Origin of the sequence: Salmonella sp. NW645 (assembly GCF_051703725.1) — a bacterium.
In the GTDB taxonomy this organism is placed as follows: domain Bacteria; phylum Pseudomonadota; class Gammaproteobacteria; order Enterobacterales; family Enterobacteriaceae; genus Salmonella; species Salmonella enterica.
Map to the genome: position 1 here is coordinate 388,947 of NZ_JAMMKR010000005.1, position 18,265 is coordinate 407,211.

16 protein-coding genes, 1 tRNA gene and 1 pseudogene are annotated in these 18,265 nt (G+C 48.2%); 8 read left to right on the plus strand and 10 right to left on the minus strand.

The features are described 5' to 3' along the window. Positions 1–30: 30 nt before the first annotated feature. Positions 31–2,166: an ornithine decarboxylase gene (locus NA389_RS13705; RefSeq protein WP_000839742.1), complete on the minus strand. Its 2,136-nt coding sequence runs from the start codon at positions 2,164–2,166 to the stop codon at positions 31–33. Between the two features lie 425 nt (positions 2,167–2,591). Here NA389_RS13705 and NA389_RS13710 point away from each other — a divergent pair, with 425 nt between their 5' ends. Beyond that, entirely contained in the window at positions 2,592–3,299 is a 708-nt protein-coding gene (locus NA389_RS13710) for a DUF554 domain-containing protein (RefSeq protein WP_000234466.1), read from the plus strand. A gap of 105 nt (positions 3,300–3,404) precedes the next feature. Next, positions 3,405–3,480: transfer RNA gene (locus NA389_RS13715), tRNA-Phe, on the plus strand. Between the two features lie 195 nt (positions 3,481–3,675). Here NA389_RS13715 and NA389_RS13720 read toward each other — a convergent pair. From NA389_RS13720 to NA389_RS13730, 3 genes are all read right to left on the minus strand, one after another. Beyond that, positions 3,676–4,707 (minus strand): tyrosine-type recombinase/integrase, encoded by a 1,032-nt coding sequence (locus tag NA389_RS13720; protein WP_004115409.1) that lies wholly within the window; start codon positions 4,705–4,707, stop codon positions 3,676–3,678. A gap of 59 nt (positions 4,708–4,766) precedes the next feature. Next, on the minus strand, positions 4,767–6,386 hold the full coding sequence (locus NA389_RS13725; protein WP_004115412.1) for a TraI domain-containing protein: 1,620 nt from the start codon (positions 6,384–6,386) through the stop codon (positions 4,767–4,769). Between the two features lie 66 nt (positions 6,387–6,452). Then, positions 6,453–7,928 carry a UvrD-helicase domain-containing protein gene (locus NA389_RS13730; protein WP_438795986.1) on the minus strand — a complete coding sequence of 492 codons (1,476 nt, stop codon included), beginning with the start codon at positions 7,926–7,928 and terminating at the stop codon, positions 6,453–6,455. A gap of 346 nt (positions 7,929–8,274) precedes the next feature. Between NA389_RS13730 and NA389_RS13735 the strand changes: the two are divergent. Both NA389_RS13735 and NA389_RS13740 read left to right on the plus strand, forming a co-directional pair. Further along, a pseudogene (locus tag NA389_RS13735) lies at positions 8,275–8,665 on the plus strand (transposase); the annotation flags it as partial. 74 nt (positions 8,666–8,739) lie between these two features. Then, positions 8,740–10,173, plus strand: a complete 1,434-nt coding sequence (locus tag NA389_RS13740; protein WP_032742914.1) for a DNA cytosine methyltransferase — start codon at positions 8,740–8,742, stop codon at positions 10,171–10,173. A gap of 41 nt (positions 10,174–10,214) precedes the next feature. Here NA389_RS13740 and NA389_RS13745 read toward each other — a convergent pair whose 3' ends face one another. After that, entirely contained in the window at positions 10,215–11,414 is a 1,200-nt protein-coding gene (locus NA389_RS13745; protein ID WP_025760317.1) for a type II restriction endonuclease, read from the minus strand. A gap of 135 nt (positions 11,415–11,549) precedes the next feature. Then, a complete protein-coding gene (locus NA389_RS13750; RefSeq protein WP_025760316.1) occupies positions 11,550–12,032 on the minus strand; it encodes a toll/interleukin-1 receptor domain-containing protein in 483 nt (160 codons plus the stop codon). A gap of 109 nt (positions 12,033–12,141) precedes the next feature. On the opposite strand from NA389_RS13750, the gene NA389_RS13755 reads away from it, so the two are divergent. Continuing rightward, positions 12,142–12,369: a hypothetical protein gene (locus NA389_RS13755; RefSeq protein WP_053287147.1), complete on the plus strand. Its 228-nt coding sequence runs from the start codon at positions 12,142–12,144 to the stop codon at positions 12,367–12,369. Positions 12,370–12,385: 16 nt separating this feature from the next. On the opposite strand, the gene nucC is transcribed toward NA389_RS13755, so the two are convergent. The 4 genes from nucC to NA389_RS13775 form a co-directional block, all read right to left on the minus strand. After that, complete coding sequence (gene nucC, locus NA389_RS13760; protein ID WP_053287146.1) at positions 12,386–13,111, minus strand: CBASS effector endonuclease NucC; 726 nt, start codon at positions 13,109–13,111, stop codon at positions 12,386–12,388. 90 nt (positions 13,112–13,201) lie between these two features. Further along, entirely contained in the window at positions 13,202–14,134 is a 933-nt protein-coding gene (gene cap6, locus NA389_RS13765; RefSeq protein ID WP_032742913.1) for a CBASS phage resistance system CD-NTase-associated protein Cap6, read from the minus strand. Further along, positions 14,131–14,649 (minus strand): CBASS phage resistance system CD-NTase-associated protein Cap7, encoded by a 519-nt coding sequence (gene cap7 / locus NA389_RS13770; RefSeq protein ID WP_025760314.1) that lies wholly within the window; start codon positions 14,647–14,649, stop codon positions 14,131–14,133. The genes cap6 and cap7 overlap by 4 nt, the downstream gene beginning before the upstream one ends. Positions 14,650–14,656: 7 nt before the next feature. Further along, positions 14,657–15,691, minus strand: coding sequence for a CBASS oligonucleotide cyclase (locus NA389_RS13775; protein WP_284945377.1), 1,035 nt, complete (start codon positions 15,689–15,691; stop codon positions 14,657–14,659). Between the two features lie 113 nt (positions 15,692–15,804). On the opposite strand from NA389_RS13775, the gene NA389_RS13780 reads away from it, so the two are divergent. The 3 genes from NA389_RS13780 to NA389_RS13790 all read left to right on the plus strand — a co-directional run bounded on the left by NA389_RS13780 (position 15,805) and on the right by NA389_RS13790 (position 18,153). Further along, on the plus strand, positions 15,805–16,128 hold the full coding sequence (locus NA389_RS13780) for a helix-turn-helix domain-containing protein (protein WP_001515173.1): 324 nt from the start codon (positions 15,805–15,807) through the stop codon (positions 16,126–16,128). 2 nt (positions 16,129–16,130) lie between these two features. Then, complete coding sequence (locus NA389_RS13785; protein ID WP_025760312.1) at positions 16,131–16,997, plus strand: ImmA/IrrE family metallo-endopeptidase; 867 nt, start codon at positions 16,131–16,133, stop codon at positions 16,995–16,997. A gap of 175 nt (positions 16,998–17,172) precedes the next feature. Beyond that, complete coding sequence (locus tag NA389_RS13790) at positions 17,173–18,153, plus strand: IS5-like element ISKpn26 family transposase (RefSeq protein ID WP_088244011.1); 981 nt, start codon at positions 17,173–17,175, stop codon at positions 18,151–18,153. Positions 18,154–18,265 lie beyond the last annotated feature (112 nt).

Consider the following 18,265-nt stretch of genomic DNA (forward strand, 5'->3'; position numbering starts at 1 on the left):
GTAAATGCCTTATCCGGCCTGCAGGCAACGTTACTTTAAAACATATCCGTACAAGCGTTGAATTCCATCGGCATCGGTCTCGCTATATACCCCCTGCAATTCCGGCGAAAAACCGGGCAACAGATTGATGCCCTCTTCCAGCGCCAAAAAATAACGCTGCGCCGCGCCGCCCCAAATCTCCCCCGGCACCACGCACAGTACGCCCGGCGGGTATGGCAATGCCCCCTCGGCAGCAATACGCCCGTCCGCCTCGCTGATACGCACCAGCTCTACATCGCCGCGAATAAAGGCGCTGTTGGCGTCCTGTGGGTTCATCGCCACATGCGGCAGGCTTTCTTTGCGGAACATCGCTTTTTGCAGATCCTTAACGTCAAAGCTAACGTACAGGTTGTGCATCTCCTGACATAGCTCACGCAGGGTGTAATCGCGGTAGCGCACCGGGTATTTCTGAAAAACCGTCGGCAATACATCCGCAAGCGGCGTATCGTCTTCAATGTGCCGTTCAAATTGCGCCAGCATCGCGACCAGCCGCGCCAGTTTCTCTTCGCTCTCAGCGGGTGTCAGCAAGAACAGAATCGAGTTGAGATCGCACTTCTCAGGCACAATACCGTTCTCACGCAGATAGTGGGCGAGAATGGTCGCCGGGATGCCGAATTCGGTGTACTGCCCACTATCGGCATCAATACCTGGCGTGGTCAGTAACAGTTTACAGGGGTCGACAAAATACTGGTCATCCGCATAACCCTCAAAGCCATGCCATTTCGCCCCGGGCTCAAAACTGAAGAAACGACGATTGCTGGCAATGGTCTCCGTCGGATATGCCTGCCACGGCTTGCCGTCAACAACCAGTGGGATAAAGGGCTGAAGCAGTTTGCAACGGGCGAGAATGGCTTTACGCGCATCAATGCCCAGCGCAACGCACTCCGCCCACAGGCGGCGACCGCTCTCCCCTTCGTGGATTTTGGCATTGATATCCAGCGCCGCAAACAGCGGGTAGAACGGACTGGTCGAGGCGTGCAACATGAAGGCGTTGTTCAGGCGTTTGTGCGGGCAAAAACGCGCCTGGCCGCGAATATGGTTATCTTTTTTGTGGATCTGCGAGGTTTGTGAGAACCCCGCCTGTTGCTTATGTACCGATTGGGTCACAAAGATCCCAGGGTCGTTTTCATTAAGCTCCAGCCGCAACGGCGAGGTATCCGCCATCATATTGATAAACTGCTCATAGCCTACCCACGCGGAGTCAAACAGAATGTAATCGCAGAGATGCCCGATTTTATCCACCACCTGACGGGCGTTGTAAATAGTGCCGTCATAGGTACCCAGCTGAATGATCGCCAGGCGGAACGGACGCGATGCATCGGCGCTTTCCGGCATCACGTCACGAATCTGGTCGCGCAGGTACGTTTCATCAAAACAGTGCGCATCAATACCACCGATAAAACCAAACGGGTTACGCGCTGCTTCAAGATAGACTGGCGTCGCCCCGGCCTGAATCAGGGCGCCGTGGTGGTTGGATTTGTGATTATTACGATCAAACAGCACCAGATCGCCGCGCGTCAGCAGGGCGTTAGTGACCACTTTATTCGCCGCCGAAGTCCCATTCAGCACAAAGTAGGTTTTATCCGCATTAAACACTTTTGCCGCAAATTTCTGCGCGTGTTTGGCAGAACCTTCATGTATGAGCAGATCGCCAAGTTTCACATCGGCGTTACACATATCCGCACGAAACAGATTTTCACCAAAAAAGTCATAAAAATGACGGCCTGCGGGATGTTTTCTAAAAAACTCGCCATGCTGGTGCCCCGGGCAAGCAAAGGTACTATTCCCCATGTCGACATACTGGGTCAGGGTGCCATAAAAGGGCGGCAGAAGTTCCGCTTCGTAGCGACAGGCTGCGTTTTCCAGCTCCAGCCATTCCTGCGCGTTCCCACCTATTACCGCCGTAACGCCGGCAGGCGCGCTGACGGGTTCATCCACAAGCATAAACACCGGCAGGTGAAAACCGGTGCGTTTAAGCAACGCCAGAATACCGCTACGGCTGTCAGCAGTGGTAATGACGACTGCGGCCACATCGGTAAAGTCGGTACTGTCCAGCGCCACTACGTTTCGGTGGGTGGAGAGACGGGGGATGAGTTCACCGCTGGCGGCAATATTCATTGATTTCATAAGCGCAAATACCCGTTTCGGGAGTAGAGTAACCCCGGACAAAGCCCGATGCCTTGCCCAACGAGATGCCGGGTCAAACTGGATACCAGCTCCGACCGCCAGACATCAGTAAAAACAGACTGTTTCTGATTTTACTGTTGTCCTGCAGTGAGCGTGCGCTGCCCTCACCGCATAGCGGGGACGACAAAAAAAAGGAAAGAAAGGGGCAAACCTCGCGCAGTCAGGCGACAGTGAAGACAATATAAAGGCGCTATGTTCATCCCGGCGAGCCCCATGCTGGCAGGAGAAATTTCGCGCAATCATGGCACCTTTCACCAGACGGCGCAAGGTAAAATCAGCGCTCTATACGTCACAGATAATCAAGCTATTAACAGCTTAATCGCGTGATAATAAGGCAATTTGAAAGACAAATAACAGGAGTCATTGTGGTAATTGGACCTTTTATTAACGCTGGCGCAATTTTATTCGGCGGCGTTATTGGCGCGCTGTTAAGTCAGCGTCTGCCAGAACGGATTCGCGTCTCAATGACGTCTATTTTTGGTCTGTGCTCTCTGGGAATTGGCATTCTGCTGGTGATGAAGTGCGCTAATCTTCCGGTGATGGTGCTGGCGACGCTGGTCGGCGCGCTTATCGGCGAGTTTTGTTTGCTGGAAAAAGGCATTAATGGCGCAGTCGCGAAAATCCAACAATTATTTATGGCATCGGGTAAGAAGCCAACACACGACTCATTTATTCAAAGTTACGTCGCTATCATTGTACTTTTTTGCGCCAGTGGCACCGGTATTTTCGGCGCGATGCATGAAGGGATGACCGGCGATCCAAACATTTTGATCGCTAAATCTTTTCTGGATTTTTTCACTGCCATTATTTTCGCCTGTTCGCTTGGCATCGCCGTTTCGGCGATTTGCGCACCGATGTTGATTATCCAGTTAACGCTTGCCGCCTGCGCCACTCTCATTCTTCCGCTGACCACGCCGGCAATGATGGGCGACTTTAGCGCTGTGGGCGGACTGCTGCTGGTGGCAACCGGCTTGCGTGTATGTGGAATCAAAATGTTTCCGGTAGTGAATATGCTCCCGGCGCTGTTGCTGGCGATGCCGATTTCCGCCGCATGGGCGATGTTTTTTGCCTGATTCTGCGTGCAATAGCAACAAAGTGGTGATAGATTGTGCAGTCTACGTTGATTTGAAGAAATTTCGTTGACGAAGCGAGGCGATTACGGTTTAATGCGCCTCGTTGCCCGGATAGCTCAGTCGGTAGAGCAGGGGATTGAAAATCCCCGTGTCCTTGGTTCGATTCCGAGTCCGGGCACCACTAATTTTGCATCAAAGCACGCTGGTTAAGAGATGAGAACCTTAACGGGCGGTTAATACAGGGGCCGGTCATTACGGAATGTCCTCCGGTGTAGGCGTATCTGCACTGGTTAACGTTTCTGAATCAGTCCCTCAAGTGAGGGAGCCTGTTCCAGCAGGCTCCCTTCTCTCGATCACTGGCAATAATCCCAGTCAATCAGTTTTGTGTCAATAGTTGTAATTCCCTTTCTACACAGAGATCTGTGTGCAGAGACAGTTCTTCTTCCAGTGTTTTTCCCACAATGTCCATCCTGAGCTCCACGTATTCCATTGTTGTACTGACACTACGATGACCCAGTAAATCTTTAACCAGTTGAAGATTCCTTTCGGGCGCTTTCATCAGTTCCGTGGCAAGAGTGTGTCTGAAACGGTGCGGTGAAACGGCAAAACCGCACTCCTTTGACAGGCGTCGAAAGAAAGAGCGGATCTTTTGATGCATCACACTCACATCATTTCTTTCAAACTTTGCCTTTCTTCCGGCAATGTAAAAACTGACATCGAAAAGGTTATCTTTTGGCCCGGCTCCAGCTTCTGTTGCCCGTGACAGGAGAAGCTGCAACCGCAAACGCAGCTGCCTGACAACGGGAACGCGCCATTCCCTGTGCGTTTTACTTCCTTCCAGGCGCAGGTCTATATAGCCCTCTGTCAGATTGACGTCCCTGAGCTGAACATGCAGCAGTTGATTTTGTCTCATTCCCGTATATCTGAGCGTATCCAGGACGGTTATCCAGAACCAGACCGGGTAAAGCGCACTCCGCCCGCCACGTCCGAAAATTCTCCTGTTGGATTCAATTTCAGCCTGCTGCATTATCAGATAAAGGCGGGTTAGCTGAGAGCGGGTTAACGTGCGCTTTTTCTTTCTGTCCCGCTGTACGGTGCAATTGTTGAAAGGATTTCTACCCTCAGGCAATAAACCACTTTCCATCGCATAGTTATAGAGGGCCCTGAGATGTGCAATTTTATTGTTCCAGGTCTGCGCCGATTGTTGCTTTTCTCTGAGTACATGTCGCCGCCATCTCAGTATTTCATGATGAGTAACCATTAATGGAGTTTTGCCTGCACCCATGAATTTCAGGAACCCCTTTACAACCTTCGTATAGCTCCATTCTGTTGCAGCACGCAGGTTTCGGGCGAAGAAGTACTCCTCAAGCAATTCTTCCCATGTCGTATGATGGTTTTTGTCAGACATACAGCATTTCCTTTTTCTATATCAAGCTGCCCTTAAGGGCCCCATGGACTGCCCCTCCTTCAAAGGAAAGACAGAAGCCCGCTGTCTTCAGGGGAAGACGCCCCTCTGAAAAGGTGTGTAGTCTTGACAAGATATCCACTTACAGGTCTAAACGTGCCTTCTTTACCGGGCGAATGGTACAGTTTTGCTTTAATAAAACGCTCTCCCCGGCGCACCCTGTGAATATGCAGCTTCTCAAATTCCTGCTGTAGGGAATCCCTGCTCAGCTCTGATCCGCTTTCTCTGATGTAAAGATAAAATATGTCCGGTACCCGGAGAAAGATGAACCCTGCAACTGCATGCGCTCTCGAATCAGGCTGATTAATATCGATTCGCTTGCTCTTGATCCCCTCAGAAAGCCACCTGAGAAATTCAGTGCCAGCCTGTTCTTTTTTCACTGTTTTTTGCATATCAATGTTAACAGAGTGTAATGGGATGTTATCCTCAGTATCAGGTTCGGGGAAAGAGTTTTCTGCTGCTGTCTGATTTATCTCATGCTTATCAGCTTCAGGGGATATTTCATTAAGGGGGGAAAATTCTGGCTCATTTTCTGCTCTGGCATTGACTGAAGAATCTTCATCACATGCTTCAGTCCCGGTCATATCAGGCACTGATATTGCACTGAAAAGGCTTAGCAGCATCTCTGTATCAGCCATTTCTGTTTCATTTGGATCACATTCCGTAATCTCGCCTGCCTTTTCATTGCTGACGAGATTGCCGTCATCAGCCATCGGCACCGGTGCAATAGAAGATGCAAGTAGAGTTCCCTGCAAATCTGCAATTTCTGGCAATGCCGTTTTAAGTTTTGCTTCTGATGAGGGTTGTAATTCGGTCTCTCGATCAGACGACGTTCGCGAAACTGAAAGGGCCGGCTCTGCGAGAGTATCAACTTTCTCATTTGCCCCTGATATCCCCAGCGAAGGCGATTCCACTTTTTCAGCGGCTTGCTTCATCAGGCCGCGTATCAATGGCATGCCCGGATGCTGATTCCAGAGTGCGCCGGCAAGGTTGCACAGTGCTTCGGGATTCTCTGCCAGCCAGCCCGTCGCCTCTGTCGGCATAAGTTGCCCGGCGGCAAGGGCAGCAAACGCTGATGCGTTCTCAGCCTCCCGGAACCGAAAACGGTAAGGTGAGTCCGGAATGGTCATTCCCGGAAGCCAGCTTTTACCGTCAAGCAACTCCCCCTCCAGAGTCGCAAGAAGAGGCAGGTGCCAGAACAGCGCCGACCAGAAAATCACCGCATTCCACATCACATTCTGTTCTGCCTGCTCTTCTGGTGCCGCGCCGGGTGGAAACATATACCCTTTTGCCAGCCTGACCGCACAGGTCGTGAACTGCAGCGTAAGATCGCCGAAGCCGTCTGACTGTGACCACCTTCCCTTCTGCGTGGCCGGCACATTCTGTACCCTGGCTAATAAACCATTAAGAGGCGCTAAATAGAGACGCTGATAGATGTCTGCGGGCAGAGAGCAGTTCTCCCATATCTGCTGCAGGCAGGTTTTTCGTAGCGGGCTGGCGCACAGCATACCGGCACCACGTGGGGCGTGGTAGCCGACAGGCGTGACTGTGGATATATGATGTACTGCTTCTGGTTCGCCTTTTGAAAACAGAGACCTCAGGGTCCGGATTCTGCTGAGCATGATGTTCTCCTGGTACAGGGCTGCTCAGTGTTATGATCCTCCCTGCGCCACACCATAAAAAACCAGTTATTCAGTCCCGGAAATTTCTCCCGTGTCGTCGGGCATAACGGCATCGTTCTCATCATCGCCCTCGCCGGCTTCGCTGAGCCAGCGCATCAGTTCGTTCAGAACGAGCGTCTTTCTTGCCCGGGTGACAGCCACGTACAACAGGTTAGTCTCATCCTGCCGCTCTTCCTGCGAAAGAAGCGGATCGGTAATGTCGGTGAAATCCTCACTCAGCATTACCACCGACCATTCGAGCCCCTTGCTACGGTGGGCGGTTGAAACCGTGACCTGAGCCTCTTTTTCATGACTGACGACCTGACGACGCATAATGGCCAGCTTTTGCGGAAGGGGGAAAAAGTCATCCAGCAGACGAATGGACTGGTTCATCTCCACGTCCTGGGTGGCTTTGGCTATTGAGCAGTACTCATCAAAATCCCGGTAGTCCCGGCTGAGGCGCGGGGACTGCATCTTTTCAGGCATATCGGCGGAAAACCAGTACAGGTCTTCCAGCTCCTCCGTTTTGTAGCCTTCAATCCCCCCGACCCAGAAGACCTTTTTCTCCATAAGGCTCGCCGTCAGGGCACTGCCGATCACGCCGGACACCGTCCGGCTCAGTACAGTAATGTGCTCAGCCCCTGCAGGAAGGTCGCTGACGACAGCATCCTGCCCCCCGTTACCTGCCACGCGCTTTTCCTCTCCGGCACGTTCAAGCAGGATGTTGGCCACACGCGCCACCTCAGGGCCAAACCGAAAACTCGCTGTCAGCCACAACCGATCTGCCTGCGCCAGTTGCCGGGCATTGAGCGCGTTATCCGCCCCGCGAAACCGGTAAATCTGCTGGTAACGGTCGCCGACCAGGATAACCCGGCAGGGCTGATTCAGTACAAACGCACTGGTCACCGGATTGGCGTCCTGCGCCTCATCGAAGAGGATGGTGTCCCAGCGTTTTGACAGGTCAGGCTGAGAAAGCTGGAACATTTTGAGGTAGGTATCGTGTGTAACGGGAAAGACTGAATCAGTACGACTCATTTCATACCAGAGGATCTGGATTGCCCCCAGAATTTTACCTGCATCAAGACCGTGGCGATCATCCTCAGACGGCAGGTGTATCAGCCCTGGCTCGGGGTCTGCACTGCAGAGGAACATGTTCAGCCCGCTGAGTGCCAGTCTGGCCAGCGGCCAGTGGCGGGTGTTGAGCTTTCTGGCCACATCCGTAATGCGCAGACTGGCTGTCAGCCGGTCACGGAAATGCTTGCCGAACCGTGCCCATGCCAGCTGATGTGACGTTTTACACTCTACGTTATAGGGGAACCTGCGTTCAGCTTCATCCCGCACAGCGCGGTTGTAGGCAAGGTAAAGCATCCTGCTTTCCGGATTGGCTTCAGCGTAGCTAACTAACGTGGTGGTTTTTCCTGTGCCGGCAAAAGCGTTTACCACAAGATGAGTGCCCTTCCACTCAATGATGGCGTTTTGCTCGGCTGTGTTTTTCCAGGTCATGGGGCTCTCCGGCAGCTGCGTATAAGAAGTCAGACTGGCAGCGGGAGGCGTTAACTGCGATAAAAAACCAGATACCCTGCTTCAGAAGTAAAAATCCACCTTCATAGAAGGTGGCTTTGATTGCACCCCATAGGGGTGTACTAAAAACCCTAAAAAGAAGTCTCTGCCAGTTCTGTTAGCTTTAAATCCAAAGACAATAAGGCAGAGCCAAAGCTTGTTGATGACCACGCCCACAGGACGTGGTTTTCAGTTAGCAATAAAAAACGCTCCCGGACGGGAGCGTGTGGATGTGATTATGCTGCCTGAAGTGCCGTGAACTCAGACGAACAGGCCAGCCGCCGAGATACTGCCAGAACTTGGACAGCTCAGCAGGAGGCAAATTGCTGCGCTGGTTGAGGTTGCCCCTTATGACAGAGACAGTGGTCGAATGAAAGGCCGTCGGGTTATCTGGGGTGGGAAGAGCTGGCCTTCGATCCATTTTGTTTATGGCTGTGCTTTCTGTTGTACGGTTCAATCCTAAAATGAAGCATTACTATCAGGGGCTACTTGAACGAGGCAAGGTAAAAAAAGTCGCACTCACAGCATGCATTCGAAAATTTATTACAATTCTCAATGCGATGGTGCGTGACTGGAAAATGTGGAGTGCTGAACTGCAGACCCCCGGTGTTGCAAAACAGATGTTTGTTTATGGTTCGATGGGGAGCCAAAAAAGCGAACAAATCTCAACCACTGGTTAAATATCCAGATAAATTTATTTTATCTGGGTCAAATGAGTGATATGGTGTCACCAATGAGACCCACTGGAGGTGCTATGTCTGAATTTGAATTGCTTGCGCAGGATCTCCTGCAGAAATCCGAAGAAGAAGAAAAACTGCAGCAAGAAAAAGACAAAGAGCTGATTGCAAAAGTTCTTGAAATTTATGATCAAAAATACGTGGCAGAACTGCTCAGGAAAGTAGGCAATAATGACTGGAGCAGGGAAACGATAAACCGGTGGATTAACGGAAAGTGTGGGCCAAAATCATTGACCTCTGCTGAGGAAATTCTACTCAGGAAAATGCTGCCAGAACCTCCGAAGCATCACCCTGACTACGCATTTCGTTTTATCGATTTATTCGCGGGCATCGGCGGTATTCGCAAAGGGTTCGAAGAAATTGGCGGTCATTGTGTTTTCACCAGTGAATGGAACAAAGAGGCTGTACGAACTTACAAGGCTAACTGGTTTAACGATGAGCTGGAACATAAATTTAACCTCGACATTCGTGAAGTCACTCTGAGTGACAGAGAAGACTTGTCGGAAACAGCTGCCTATAAGCATATTGACAAAGAAATTCCTGATCATGATGTGCTGTTGGCAGGATTCCCCTGCCAGCCTTTTAGCCTCGCAGGTGTCAGCAAAAAAAATTCATTAGGAAGAGCTCATGGGTTTGAATGTGAAGCTCAGGGGACGCTTTTCTTTGATGTTGCGCGTATTATTAAAGCCAAAAAACCGGCGATTTTCGTCCTTGAGAACGTTAAGAACCTGAAAAGTCACGATAAAGGAAAAACCTTTAAAGTTATCATGGAAACACTGGATGAGCTCGGTTACGAAGTTGCTGATGCCGGTGTCTCAGGTTCTGATGATCCTAAAATTATTGACGGGAAAAATTTCTTACCTCAGCACAGAGAGCGAATTGTATTAGTCGGTTTCCGCCGAGATCTTAAAATTCACGATGGATTTACCCTTCGCAACATTCATAAATTCTACCCACAAAATCGTCCAACATTTGGAGAGTTACTGGATCCTGCAGTTGACAGTAAATATATTTTGACTCCGAAACTCTGGGAATACCTGTATAACTATGCCAAGAAACATGCCGCGAAAGGCAATGGTTTTGGGTTCGGACTCGTTGATCCTACGAATGTGAATAGTGTGGCCAGAACTCTCTCTGCACGCTACCACAAAGATGGCTCTGAAATACTGATTGACAGAGGTTGGGATAAAGCGAAAGGGGAATTAGATTTCCGCGACGAAGAAAACCAAAGCCGGCGGCCACGAAGGTTGACGCCTCATGAATGTGCCCGCCTAATGGGGTTTGAAAAAGTCGGTGGCAAACCGTTCAGGATCCCTGTTTCTGATACCCAGTCTTATCGTCAGTTTGGGAACTCTGTCGTTGTTCCTGTATTTGAAGCTGTTGCCAGATTGCTTGAACCTTACATTGGTAAAGCTGTTGCTGTGCGTACAAACAAAGCAAAAACCAAATAATGAAAGGCCTCAGGTGCCGTGCCTGAGGCCTTCTTTCGTCTTTATGCAGCGTAGATGCCGATCAGCCTGGCAATAAAATGTCCCAGAGTCATCAATTCTGGACGAACAGCTTCAGGGTATTTTTTGTGCAGGGAAGAGGGAACAACCAGTGTGACCCGTTCTTGCTGCATTTCTTTAAATTGCGCCAATGACACTCCTTCCTGAAGCGTAAAGAGATGGATGTTTTGTATCCTGTCTGCTTCATTCAACACTTGTCTCCACCGATCCTTGCATGTCGTTTTTACCGCAAGCATATGGAGTTTTTCGTCCGGAAATGCTTTGTCATGGTATGCATCAGAAGATGGAAAAAGGAAGTCTGGTTTTTTATTCCCTTCAGTCACGGACTGTGTCGCGAACTGAGTAAGACCATGTTCAAGGAAAAGTTGTTCAAGATGTAGCTCCAGTGATTTCCCTGCCCGGGATTTTCTGCGGTTACTGACTGAATTAGCCAGCGCGATAAAGTCATCAACCGAGTTAAATCCCTTCTTAATGATATCAAGGACATGCATTTCCTCTACAAGGAGGAAAATATCATATTCTACACGCCTGCGATCGATGAGTTGCTCGTCTGGGTCTGCACAGCCCTTTGAAAAGTAGTCCGCAGCGTATTTAATTATTTCGGAGCCAGATGGGAATGCGGTCTCCCAGGGCTCTGGAATTTTGTATTTCTTCCGGGTTGTTTTTGGCTGAAGAGCTAATCCCCCTAAAATTTCTTTTGCGGGACCAAACCTCAGCGCGCCAGGGATAATTTCGCCAAGAATGGATTCGACAATGTCCTCTTCGTCAGGATTTTTGCAAACCCACACATCAACGTTCTTACTGTCACTTCCGGGCTCGTGCTCAAAGGCCAGAATGGACAATCCACCTGTGTTTTCAGGATCCTGAAGCGGACTCCCTGGCCCCCAGCGCGTTATACGCTTTTCATTTCGGGTTTTACCGAAAAAGCTGCCGTTATAATAAATCGCGCGAGCTTCACTATCACTGCAAACATGCGAGGAATAGGTTGCATTGAGGAAAACCGAGGGGTTTTGTTCCTTAGTGTTATCTATCGAGGGAAACAGCTCTGCAACAATACCTGAAGGAATATACAGTCCGACCTGATGACCGCCTGTTGCACCAGTATCATTTGCTGACAAGCGTTTGATGTACAGGAAATAATTGCCCGTTGCCTTACTCAGTAACCATTCCTGAAAACCTGACATATGCATCCTTACCTGAGGACAAATCGTTCTGTTGTTCAATAGATTGCTATTTTAACTACGCTCGCCGGAGCAGTATCTGTCCATGCGAGCATATCGATATCAAAGCATGCGTTCCTGCGGGGATTAATGTCAACGCTAGATTGTTACCAGCTCCGCTAGTTTGCTGGCAATATTGGCCATTGAATCTTCAGCTGTGCTCAAACCGCTGCGCGAACCAAGTAACGGACTGACTTCGCGAAGATCTTCATATGTTGTGTTATGAACGATAGGGACAAGAAGGTCTCGTGCCAGAAGGGCCGATAGCTCTTTATCCGCAATCCCTTCTCCTGCGAGCCGTTTTAGTAGCGCAGGGGTCACCAGAACAATCCCTACGCGTGATTTTGCCAATCCTTCATCGATTTCGCGCAGCAATGTTGCACCAAGTAAAACATCTTTTTCGCTAAACCAGACTGAGACCCCGTTCATCTCAAGCTGGTCATGAAGCTCTTTGGCTGCGTCCTTGCGATCGTCCCAGGCATGGCACAGAAAAACATCTCGTAAATCAGGGACAGAGGCCCGCCTCTCAACGTTTTCACGGGCTGGCGTGTGAGTGCGCACTTCCGCAGGGGTATAAATCACAGATGATCCCGCCCGTGACCAACGTGGTCTGGTGCTACTGGAGCTGCCTCCACCGCCGCTGCTATATCCGTTAGAACTACCACTTGGCGAGGAATAAGAGAGCACTTCATTGATTCAGAACTACTATCCAGATATTGCAGATGAAATCAGGAGGATAGCAGATAATATTCCCCGGCGTTCTCGGGCAGCATTACGTGAAAAGTTAAAGGATGCAAATGCCAAAAACAAAGTTTTACAGGATGAGATCCAACAACTTCAGCTTCGAATATCAAAACAGGCAACCATCAATGAAATGCTGAATTACAATCTAAAAAATAAACCTTCTCGAAATAAATAAAAAAACAAACCAGTACTCAGTTAGCTAACCATTTTCCATAGGCATCAATGTCAATCATTGGCACAGTGCCACTAAATTGAAGCTGTGCAATAAGCCTGAAAAGAAAAGCAGTAGCTGGCTTATTTCCTGGTTCAAAATTGAATTTTCCATCAATGTTATTGAAGTAAAAATGCCCATGTGATGCAACACAGCCCATATCAAGTCGTCCATCTGATAAATCCCCATTGAGAGCTTTGTCGAACGCCCCCCCCAATGCAGGACTCCAGTCACTTTCAAAAGTAAGTAACCCTCCCAAAATTGGAATGAGTGGTTTTGCTGGATATGTCCCGCCAGCATGTGGAATTGGAAGGCTGGTACGATGAAGTCTGCGGACACTTGCAACTTTTCGCTGTGCATAAGCAACAAGCTCTGCTGACGCTGATTGCTTCGCTTCAAAAACCGCATAGACACTTTCTGCTGGAACAATTATTTGATCATTAAATTTAAAAATAAATGGTGAGTACTGCCTGTCAAAAACGACCACATCAATCTGATCACTAAAATTACCCAAACTATCAACTACAAAAGCATTAGCTGCCTGGTAGCGTTTGGGAAGATATGTATCGAGCATTTCAATCCATACTCCTTCACTGGCATCCCCTTTAGCCCCTGGATGATGGAAAGCTTTACGTGCAGTTCCCAGTCGAAGTTGAATATCTTCATGTAACGAAGCAAATAGTTGAGAAAGTGACCAATCTGACATAATAGATTCCTTTATTCAGTAATACTCATACGTTGCATAAGTATGTATGGCCCATAATACTATTTTTGGGCATTTATCTTTACTATATTATTAGCGGTCAATAAATGCAGGTGTTGGTGTCATTTTATTGACTACCTGCAGTGCTGAATGGACTGACACTGCGCTATATGGGTAGGCCGTAAGAATTATTGATGGTATTAGCCGCTGGGTAATATCTGAGAAAGTAAATCCCGGCGAATTCGTGTCCCTTGGACCGGTTAACCTGACTAATTCTTCTATCGCCGTAGAATTTAATCCCAACCCCGTAAGTTTTGAATGCAATAAATAGTGTCGTTGTTCATCATTTGGCCTGGAAAAAGTTAAAACTTCAGCAGCACGACGCTGGACGGCCGGATCGAGAGCTTTCAGCCGGTTAGTACACATAAGAACTGCCGCTGGTAGTTTCTGATTGGCGATCCGGTCTATTCCGCGAATAAAAGCGTTTACACCAGCACGATCCTCATGGTGCATCTGAGCATTTTCCCGGGATTGAGCCAATGCATCAGCTTCATCAATCAACAGCAAAACCGCACCACGAGCTTTTCCATTCGTGTTTTTTAATTTATCTGCGGCCTCAATGGTGTAATCAAATGCAGCTGAAACCAGCTGAGTCATTTCGCCAACTCTACCCTGCCCTCGAGTAGCAAGGCTCAAAGGATACAACGTAATATCAATATCTTCCTGCCGGGCAACAGCATCACCAATGGTTTCCGCCAGTTCTGTTTTACCTGAGCCCACGTCCCCAGCCAATACAACTAAAGGTGGCCGTCTGAGTACTGTATCAACAGCCGCACGAGCATCTGGATGATATTTTTTGGCCCATTCCTGAATCCCATAAGGATTTACAAGCAAGCCTAATATTTTTGATAATCGATCTTTGTGTTCATCAAGACCAACTAAACGAGCCAGACGCTCCTGAGGCTCAAAATCAGGGAAGTTAATACGCCGCTCAAACAATTCATCAAGTGATGGTTTTACGTTCATACAAAATTCCTTACGCTAGTGCGAGTGAGGGAGCGACCACCGGCCGAGTAAGTCTTATCATTTTCGAGGTAGCCATTAATCCCTGGAGACTGGGCACCTACCCGTTTGAATGGTAGATCTTTCAAAGCAGTATCTTTTTCCGATTGAGTAGCATTCAGATATTTCGAGCTATAAGTCATAAAACTGTAGAAGGATGCACCCGATACATCTTTTCCTTGGCGGATTTTTCCGGGATCGTCATCTGTTCCTGAACCAAGCAAGTCGCCTGCGGTATATCGAAGGGTCGGCTCGATCCAGTTATTATTTTTCTGAAAACCATAAGAGACCTCACCCAAATATCCAGCCTTAAGAATCACAACCAATTCTTCTTCGTATGCTTCAATGTCGGCATCACTGGGGTAACCATAAAAACGCTGCATCCGCCGCAAGTCAGTTGCAACTTTAGCGGCCATGTGACGAGCGTGGGTTACGCTGAAAGTTTGTGTCTCTGCTACCGTATAACTATAAGAAGACATAATGATTTCACCCCTGGAATGAAGAACCGAAAACTTTCTGCCAATAGGTTATGGTTAATTGCTTGGTTGGTGCATAGAATGCAGCATCGATAGCGTCACCGGCATCCATTGCAGCGTCAATAATGGCGTCCACATTAGACTGCGTATATAAACGAGCAACATTATTAACAGGATTAACGGGATCGATAATTTGCACTAAGTCTGACAACTTGCCTATTTTTGACGCAGGATAATTATCCTCGAAGACAATACGTTCACGTAATTCAGTGCTCACCAGATAGGTAAAAAATGTCTGTAAAGCTTCCGGATAATTCGAAAAATCCACGCCATTATCAAGTAATTTTGCAAGAATCAATTCAATCATGAAAGATTTAAAGCGAAAATTCGGTCGCTCTTGCTTCATCAAACGAGCCCAATATTTAGCTAAACGAACAACCTGAGCAAAATGCTTCGGGGCAGCACGCTTACGGGCCTTGATGAAATCAAGGTGCAGAGGAATGCTGGTTTCAAGGAGTGAGCCATCTTCCTGGCTTATCAAATGACCTCGCCAGTCAGGTAACCCCGAATACAATACAGGGACAATATCGACATCTAAGCCAGAGCCCCGGAAGGAAACCGTTACTGAGTATGTCTGGGGCTTAACCTGATCAGGACTAAAGTTGGGAAATGCTTTACGCAATCTATCAGCAAGATAGTCAAGTAACTCACGTAAATCCTGTGGTGCATCAGATCCACTGATATACACAGCCACATCGATATCGTTTAACGAACGAAGAGCAGTTCCTTTAGCCAGACTACCTGATGGAATCATTCGCTTTAATGAAAAGTCTGGATGATCAGAAAGATACCCTTCCAGTTTGTTCTGTAATCGCTTGGCCTGTTCCCTGAATTCATCAGCCTTTACTTTTGGAAGATTTACCTTATCTTCGGCAAATCGCGCTATAGTTTTATGGTCGACATGTTCTGTTGACATCTCATCCTCACTAGAAGTCTTCACTCTATCCAAGCCGGACGACATGTCATGTTCATTTTCGTCGGCCACAAAGTTCGGTATAGCGAACTTTTTATAAGAATGAGTGCATTTTTCATACTTGTCAAACTTTTTGTTCGGAATAGTGGTACAATGATGAAAGAGATGAAAGAGGAGATATAACAATGGCAACCCGTCTTGGCGAAAAACTGCGCGATTTGCGTAAACAGCGTGGATTAACACTGGAAAAACTCGCTGACATGGCTGGACTCAGTAAAAGCTATCTATGGGAACTGGAAAATCGCGAGTCTCAACGTCCTTCGGCAGAAAAGCTAACTGCCCTGGCAGATGCACTGGGAGTTGGGACTAGTTTCTTTTTAGAAGATGATCTTCGAGAACCAGAAGAAAGACATCTTGATGATGCTTTCTTTCGTGGCTATAAAAATCTTGAACCTGAAGCGAAAGCACAGTTAAGAAAAATATTGGACACCTTTAAAAAGGACTTCTAGTTATGCAAGAACAAGAGATATGGACGCCTCAAAAAGCAGCTATTCGGCTAACAAAAATTTGCGATACTTTCAGTGAGATTCACGGCACAGAACGATTTCCTGTTAATGTTGAGGAATTGTCTCTGGAGGCGGCAGAGTTGTTCAAATGGGCTGACCCTATAGTAAAAATAGAACCCGTTGACATCAAAGGATTTGATGGTGCATTAATGGCCAATGAATCTCGCAGCCGTTGGATGCTACTTTACAATAACGGTTTAACATCCCCTGGTAGAATTCGATTCACTCAGGCACATGAACTGGGACATTACATACTTCATCGTCTAATTCGTGATGAGTTCAGATGTAGCAGTGATGATATGTTATCCTGGGAAGATAAAAATATTGAATCAGAAGCAGATTTATTTGCTTCTTATTTACTGATGCCATTCAATGACTTCCGAAAACAGTTGACGCCAGACGTTGATATTGACGTATTAAGTCAGTATGCGATTCGTTATGGAGTATCGCTGACAGCAGCTGCATTAAAATGGCTTGAATGCACTGAAGAAAATGCCGTATTCATTTTATCTCGTGACGGGTACATGAAATGGGCCTTTTCCAGTCCCGCAGCTCGCCATAACGGAGCCTTCTTTCGCACACAACGCAATGTGGTAAGTATTCCAGAAGGATCGATTGCTGCAAACCAGAACATTTCAATGGAAAGAGCAGGAATGAAGATCCCTGCATCAATTTGGTTCCCTCATGCAGATAAAGACGCTTCAGTGCGTGAAATGAAAATACATTCAGAACAGTATGAATATGTCATCACCCTTCTAATCCTTTCCCGAAAAACAACTGTATGGCCTCCTTTTCATGGGGAAGATGAGTAAAGATCTTTTTCATATAAAGTGGTGTGCATGTTTAGCAAGCAAAAATAACTAATTGAAAAAAACATAACCAATTGATATCACTAAACTTAATAAGACATAACAGTTAAGGAAGGTGCGAACAAGTTCCTGATATGAGATCATCATATTCATCCGGAGCGCATCCCAGAGGGACATCATGAGCCATCAACTCACCTTCGCCGATAGTGAATTCAGCACTAAGCGCCGTCAGACCCGAAAAGAGATTTTCCTCTCCCGCATGGAGCAGATTCTGCCATGGCAGAATATGACCGCTGTCATCGAGCCGTTTTATCCCAAGGCGGGCAATGGCCGACGGCCCTATCCGCTGGAGACCATGCTGCGTATTCACTGCATGCAGCATTGGTACAACCTGAGCGACGGTGCCATGGAAGATGCCCTGTACGAAATCGCCTCCATGCGCCTGTTTGCCCGATTATCCCTGGATAGCGCCCTGCCGGATCGCACCACCATCATGAATTTCCGCCACCTGCTCGAGCAGCATCAACTGGCCCGTCAATTGTTCAAGACCATCAATCGCTGGCTGGCCGAAGCAGGCGTCATTATGACCCAAGGCACTTTGGTGGATGCCACCATCATTGAGGCACCCAGCTCTACCAAGAACAAAGAGCAGCAACGCGATCCGGAGATGCATCAGACCAAGAAAGGCAATCAGTGGCACTTTGGCATGAAGGCCCACATTGGTGTCGATGCCAAGAGTGGCCTGACCCACAGCCTAGTCACCACCGCGGCCAACGAGCATGACCTCAATCAGCTGGGTAATCTGCTTCATGGAGAGGAGCAATTTGTCTCAGCCGATGCCGGCTACCAAGGAGCGCCACAGCGCGAGGAGCTGGCCGAGGTGGATGTGGACTGGCTGATCGCCGAGCGTCCCGGCAAGGTAAAAACCTTGAAGCAGCATCCGCGCAAGAACAAAACGGCCATCAACATCGAATACATGAAAGCCAGCATCCGTGCCAAGGTGGAGCACCCGTTTCGCATCATCAAGCGGCAGTTCGGCTTCGTGAAAGCCAGATACAAGGGGCTGCTGAAAAACGATAACCAACTGGCGATGTTATTCACCCTGGCCAACCTGTTTCGGGTGGACCAAATGATACGTCAGTGGGAGAGATCTCAGTAAAAACCGGAAATAACGCCAGAAATGGTGGAAAAAATGGCACTGTTGCAAAGTTAGCGATGAGGCAGCCTTTTGTCTTATTCAAAGGCCTTACATTTCAAAAACTCTGCTTACC

Bases quoted from the DNA above. Each gene is read 5' to 3' on its own strand.
- NA389_RS13725 (WP_004115412.1), bottom strand. From the start codon at position 6,386: ATGCTCAGCAGAATCCGGACCCTGAGGTCTCTGTTTTCAAAAGGCGAA.
- NA389_RS13730 (WP_438795986.1), bottom strand. From the start codon at position 7,928: ATGACCTGGAAAAACACAGCCGAGCAAAACGCCATCATTGAGTGGAAG.
- NA389_RS13720 (WP_004115409.1), bottom strand. From the start codon at position 4,707: ATGTCTGACAAAAACCATCATACGACATGGGAAGAATTGCTTGAGGAG.
- cap6 (WP_032742913.1), bottom strand. From the start codon at position 14,134: ATGAACGTAAAACCATCACTTGATGAATTGTTTGAGCGGCGTATTAAC.
- NA389_RS13740 (WP_032742914.1), top strand. From the start codon at position 8,740: ATGTCTGAATTTGAATTGCTTGCGCAGGATCTCCTGCAGAAATCCGAA.
- cap7 (WP_025760314.1), bottom strand. From the start codon at position 14,649: ATGTCTTCTTATAGTTATACGGTAGCAGAGACACAAACTTTCAGCGTA.
- nucC (WP_053287146.1), bottom strand. From the start codon at position 13,111: ATGTCAGATTGGTCACTTTCTCAACTATTTGCTTCGTTACATGAAGAT.
- NA389_RS13705 (WP_000839742.1), bottom strand. From the start codon at position 2,166: ATGAAATCAATGAATATTGCCGCCAGCGGTGAACTCATCCCCCGTCTC.
- NA389_RS13780 (WP_001515173.1), top strand. From the start codon at position 15,805: ATGGCAACCCGTCTTGGCGAAAAACTGCGCGATTTGCGTAAACAGCGT.
- NA389_RS13790 (WP_088244011.1), top strand. From the start codon at position 17,173: ATGAGCCATCAACTCACCTTCGCCGATAGTGAATTCAGCACTAAGCGC.
- NA389_RS13745 (WP_025760317.1), bottom strand. From the start codon at position 11,414: ATGTCAGGTTTTCAGGAATGGTTACTGAGTAAGGCAACGGGCAATTAT.
- NA389_RS13785 (WP_025760312.1), top strand. From the start codon at position 16,131: ATGCAAGAACAAGAGATATGGACGCCTCAAAAAGCAGCTATTCGGCTA.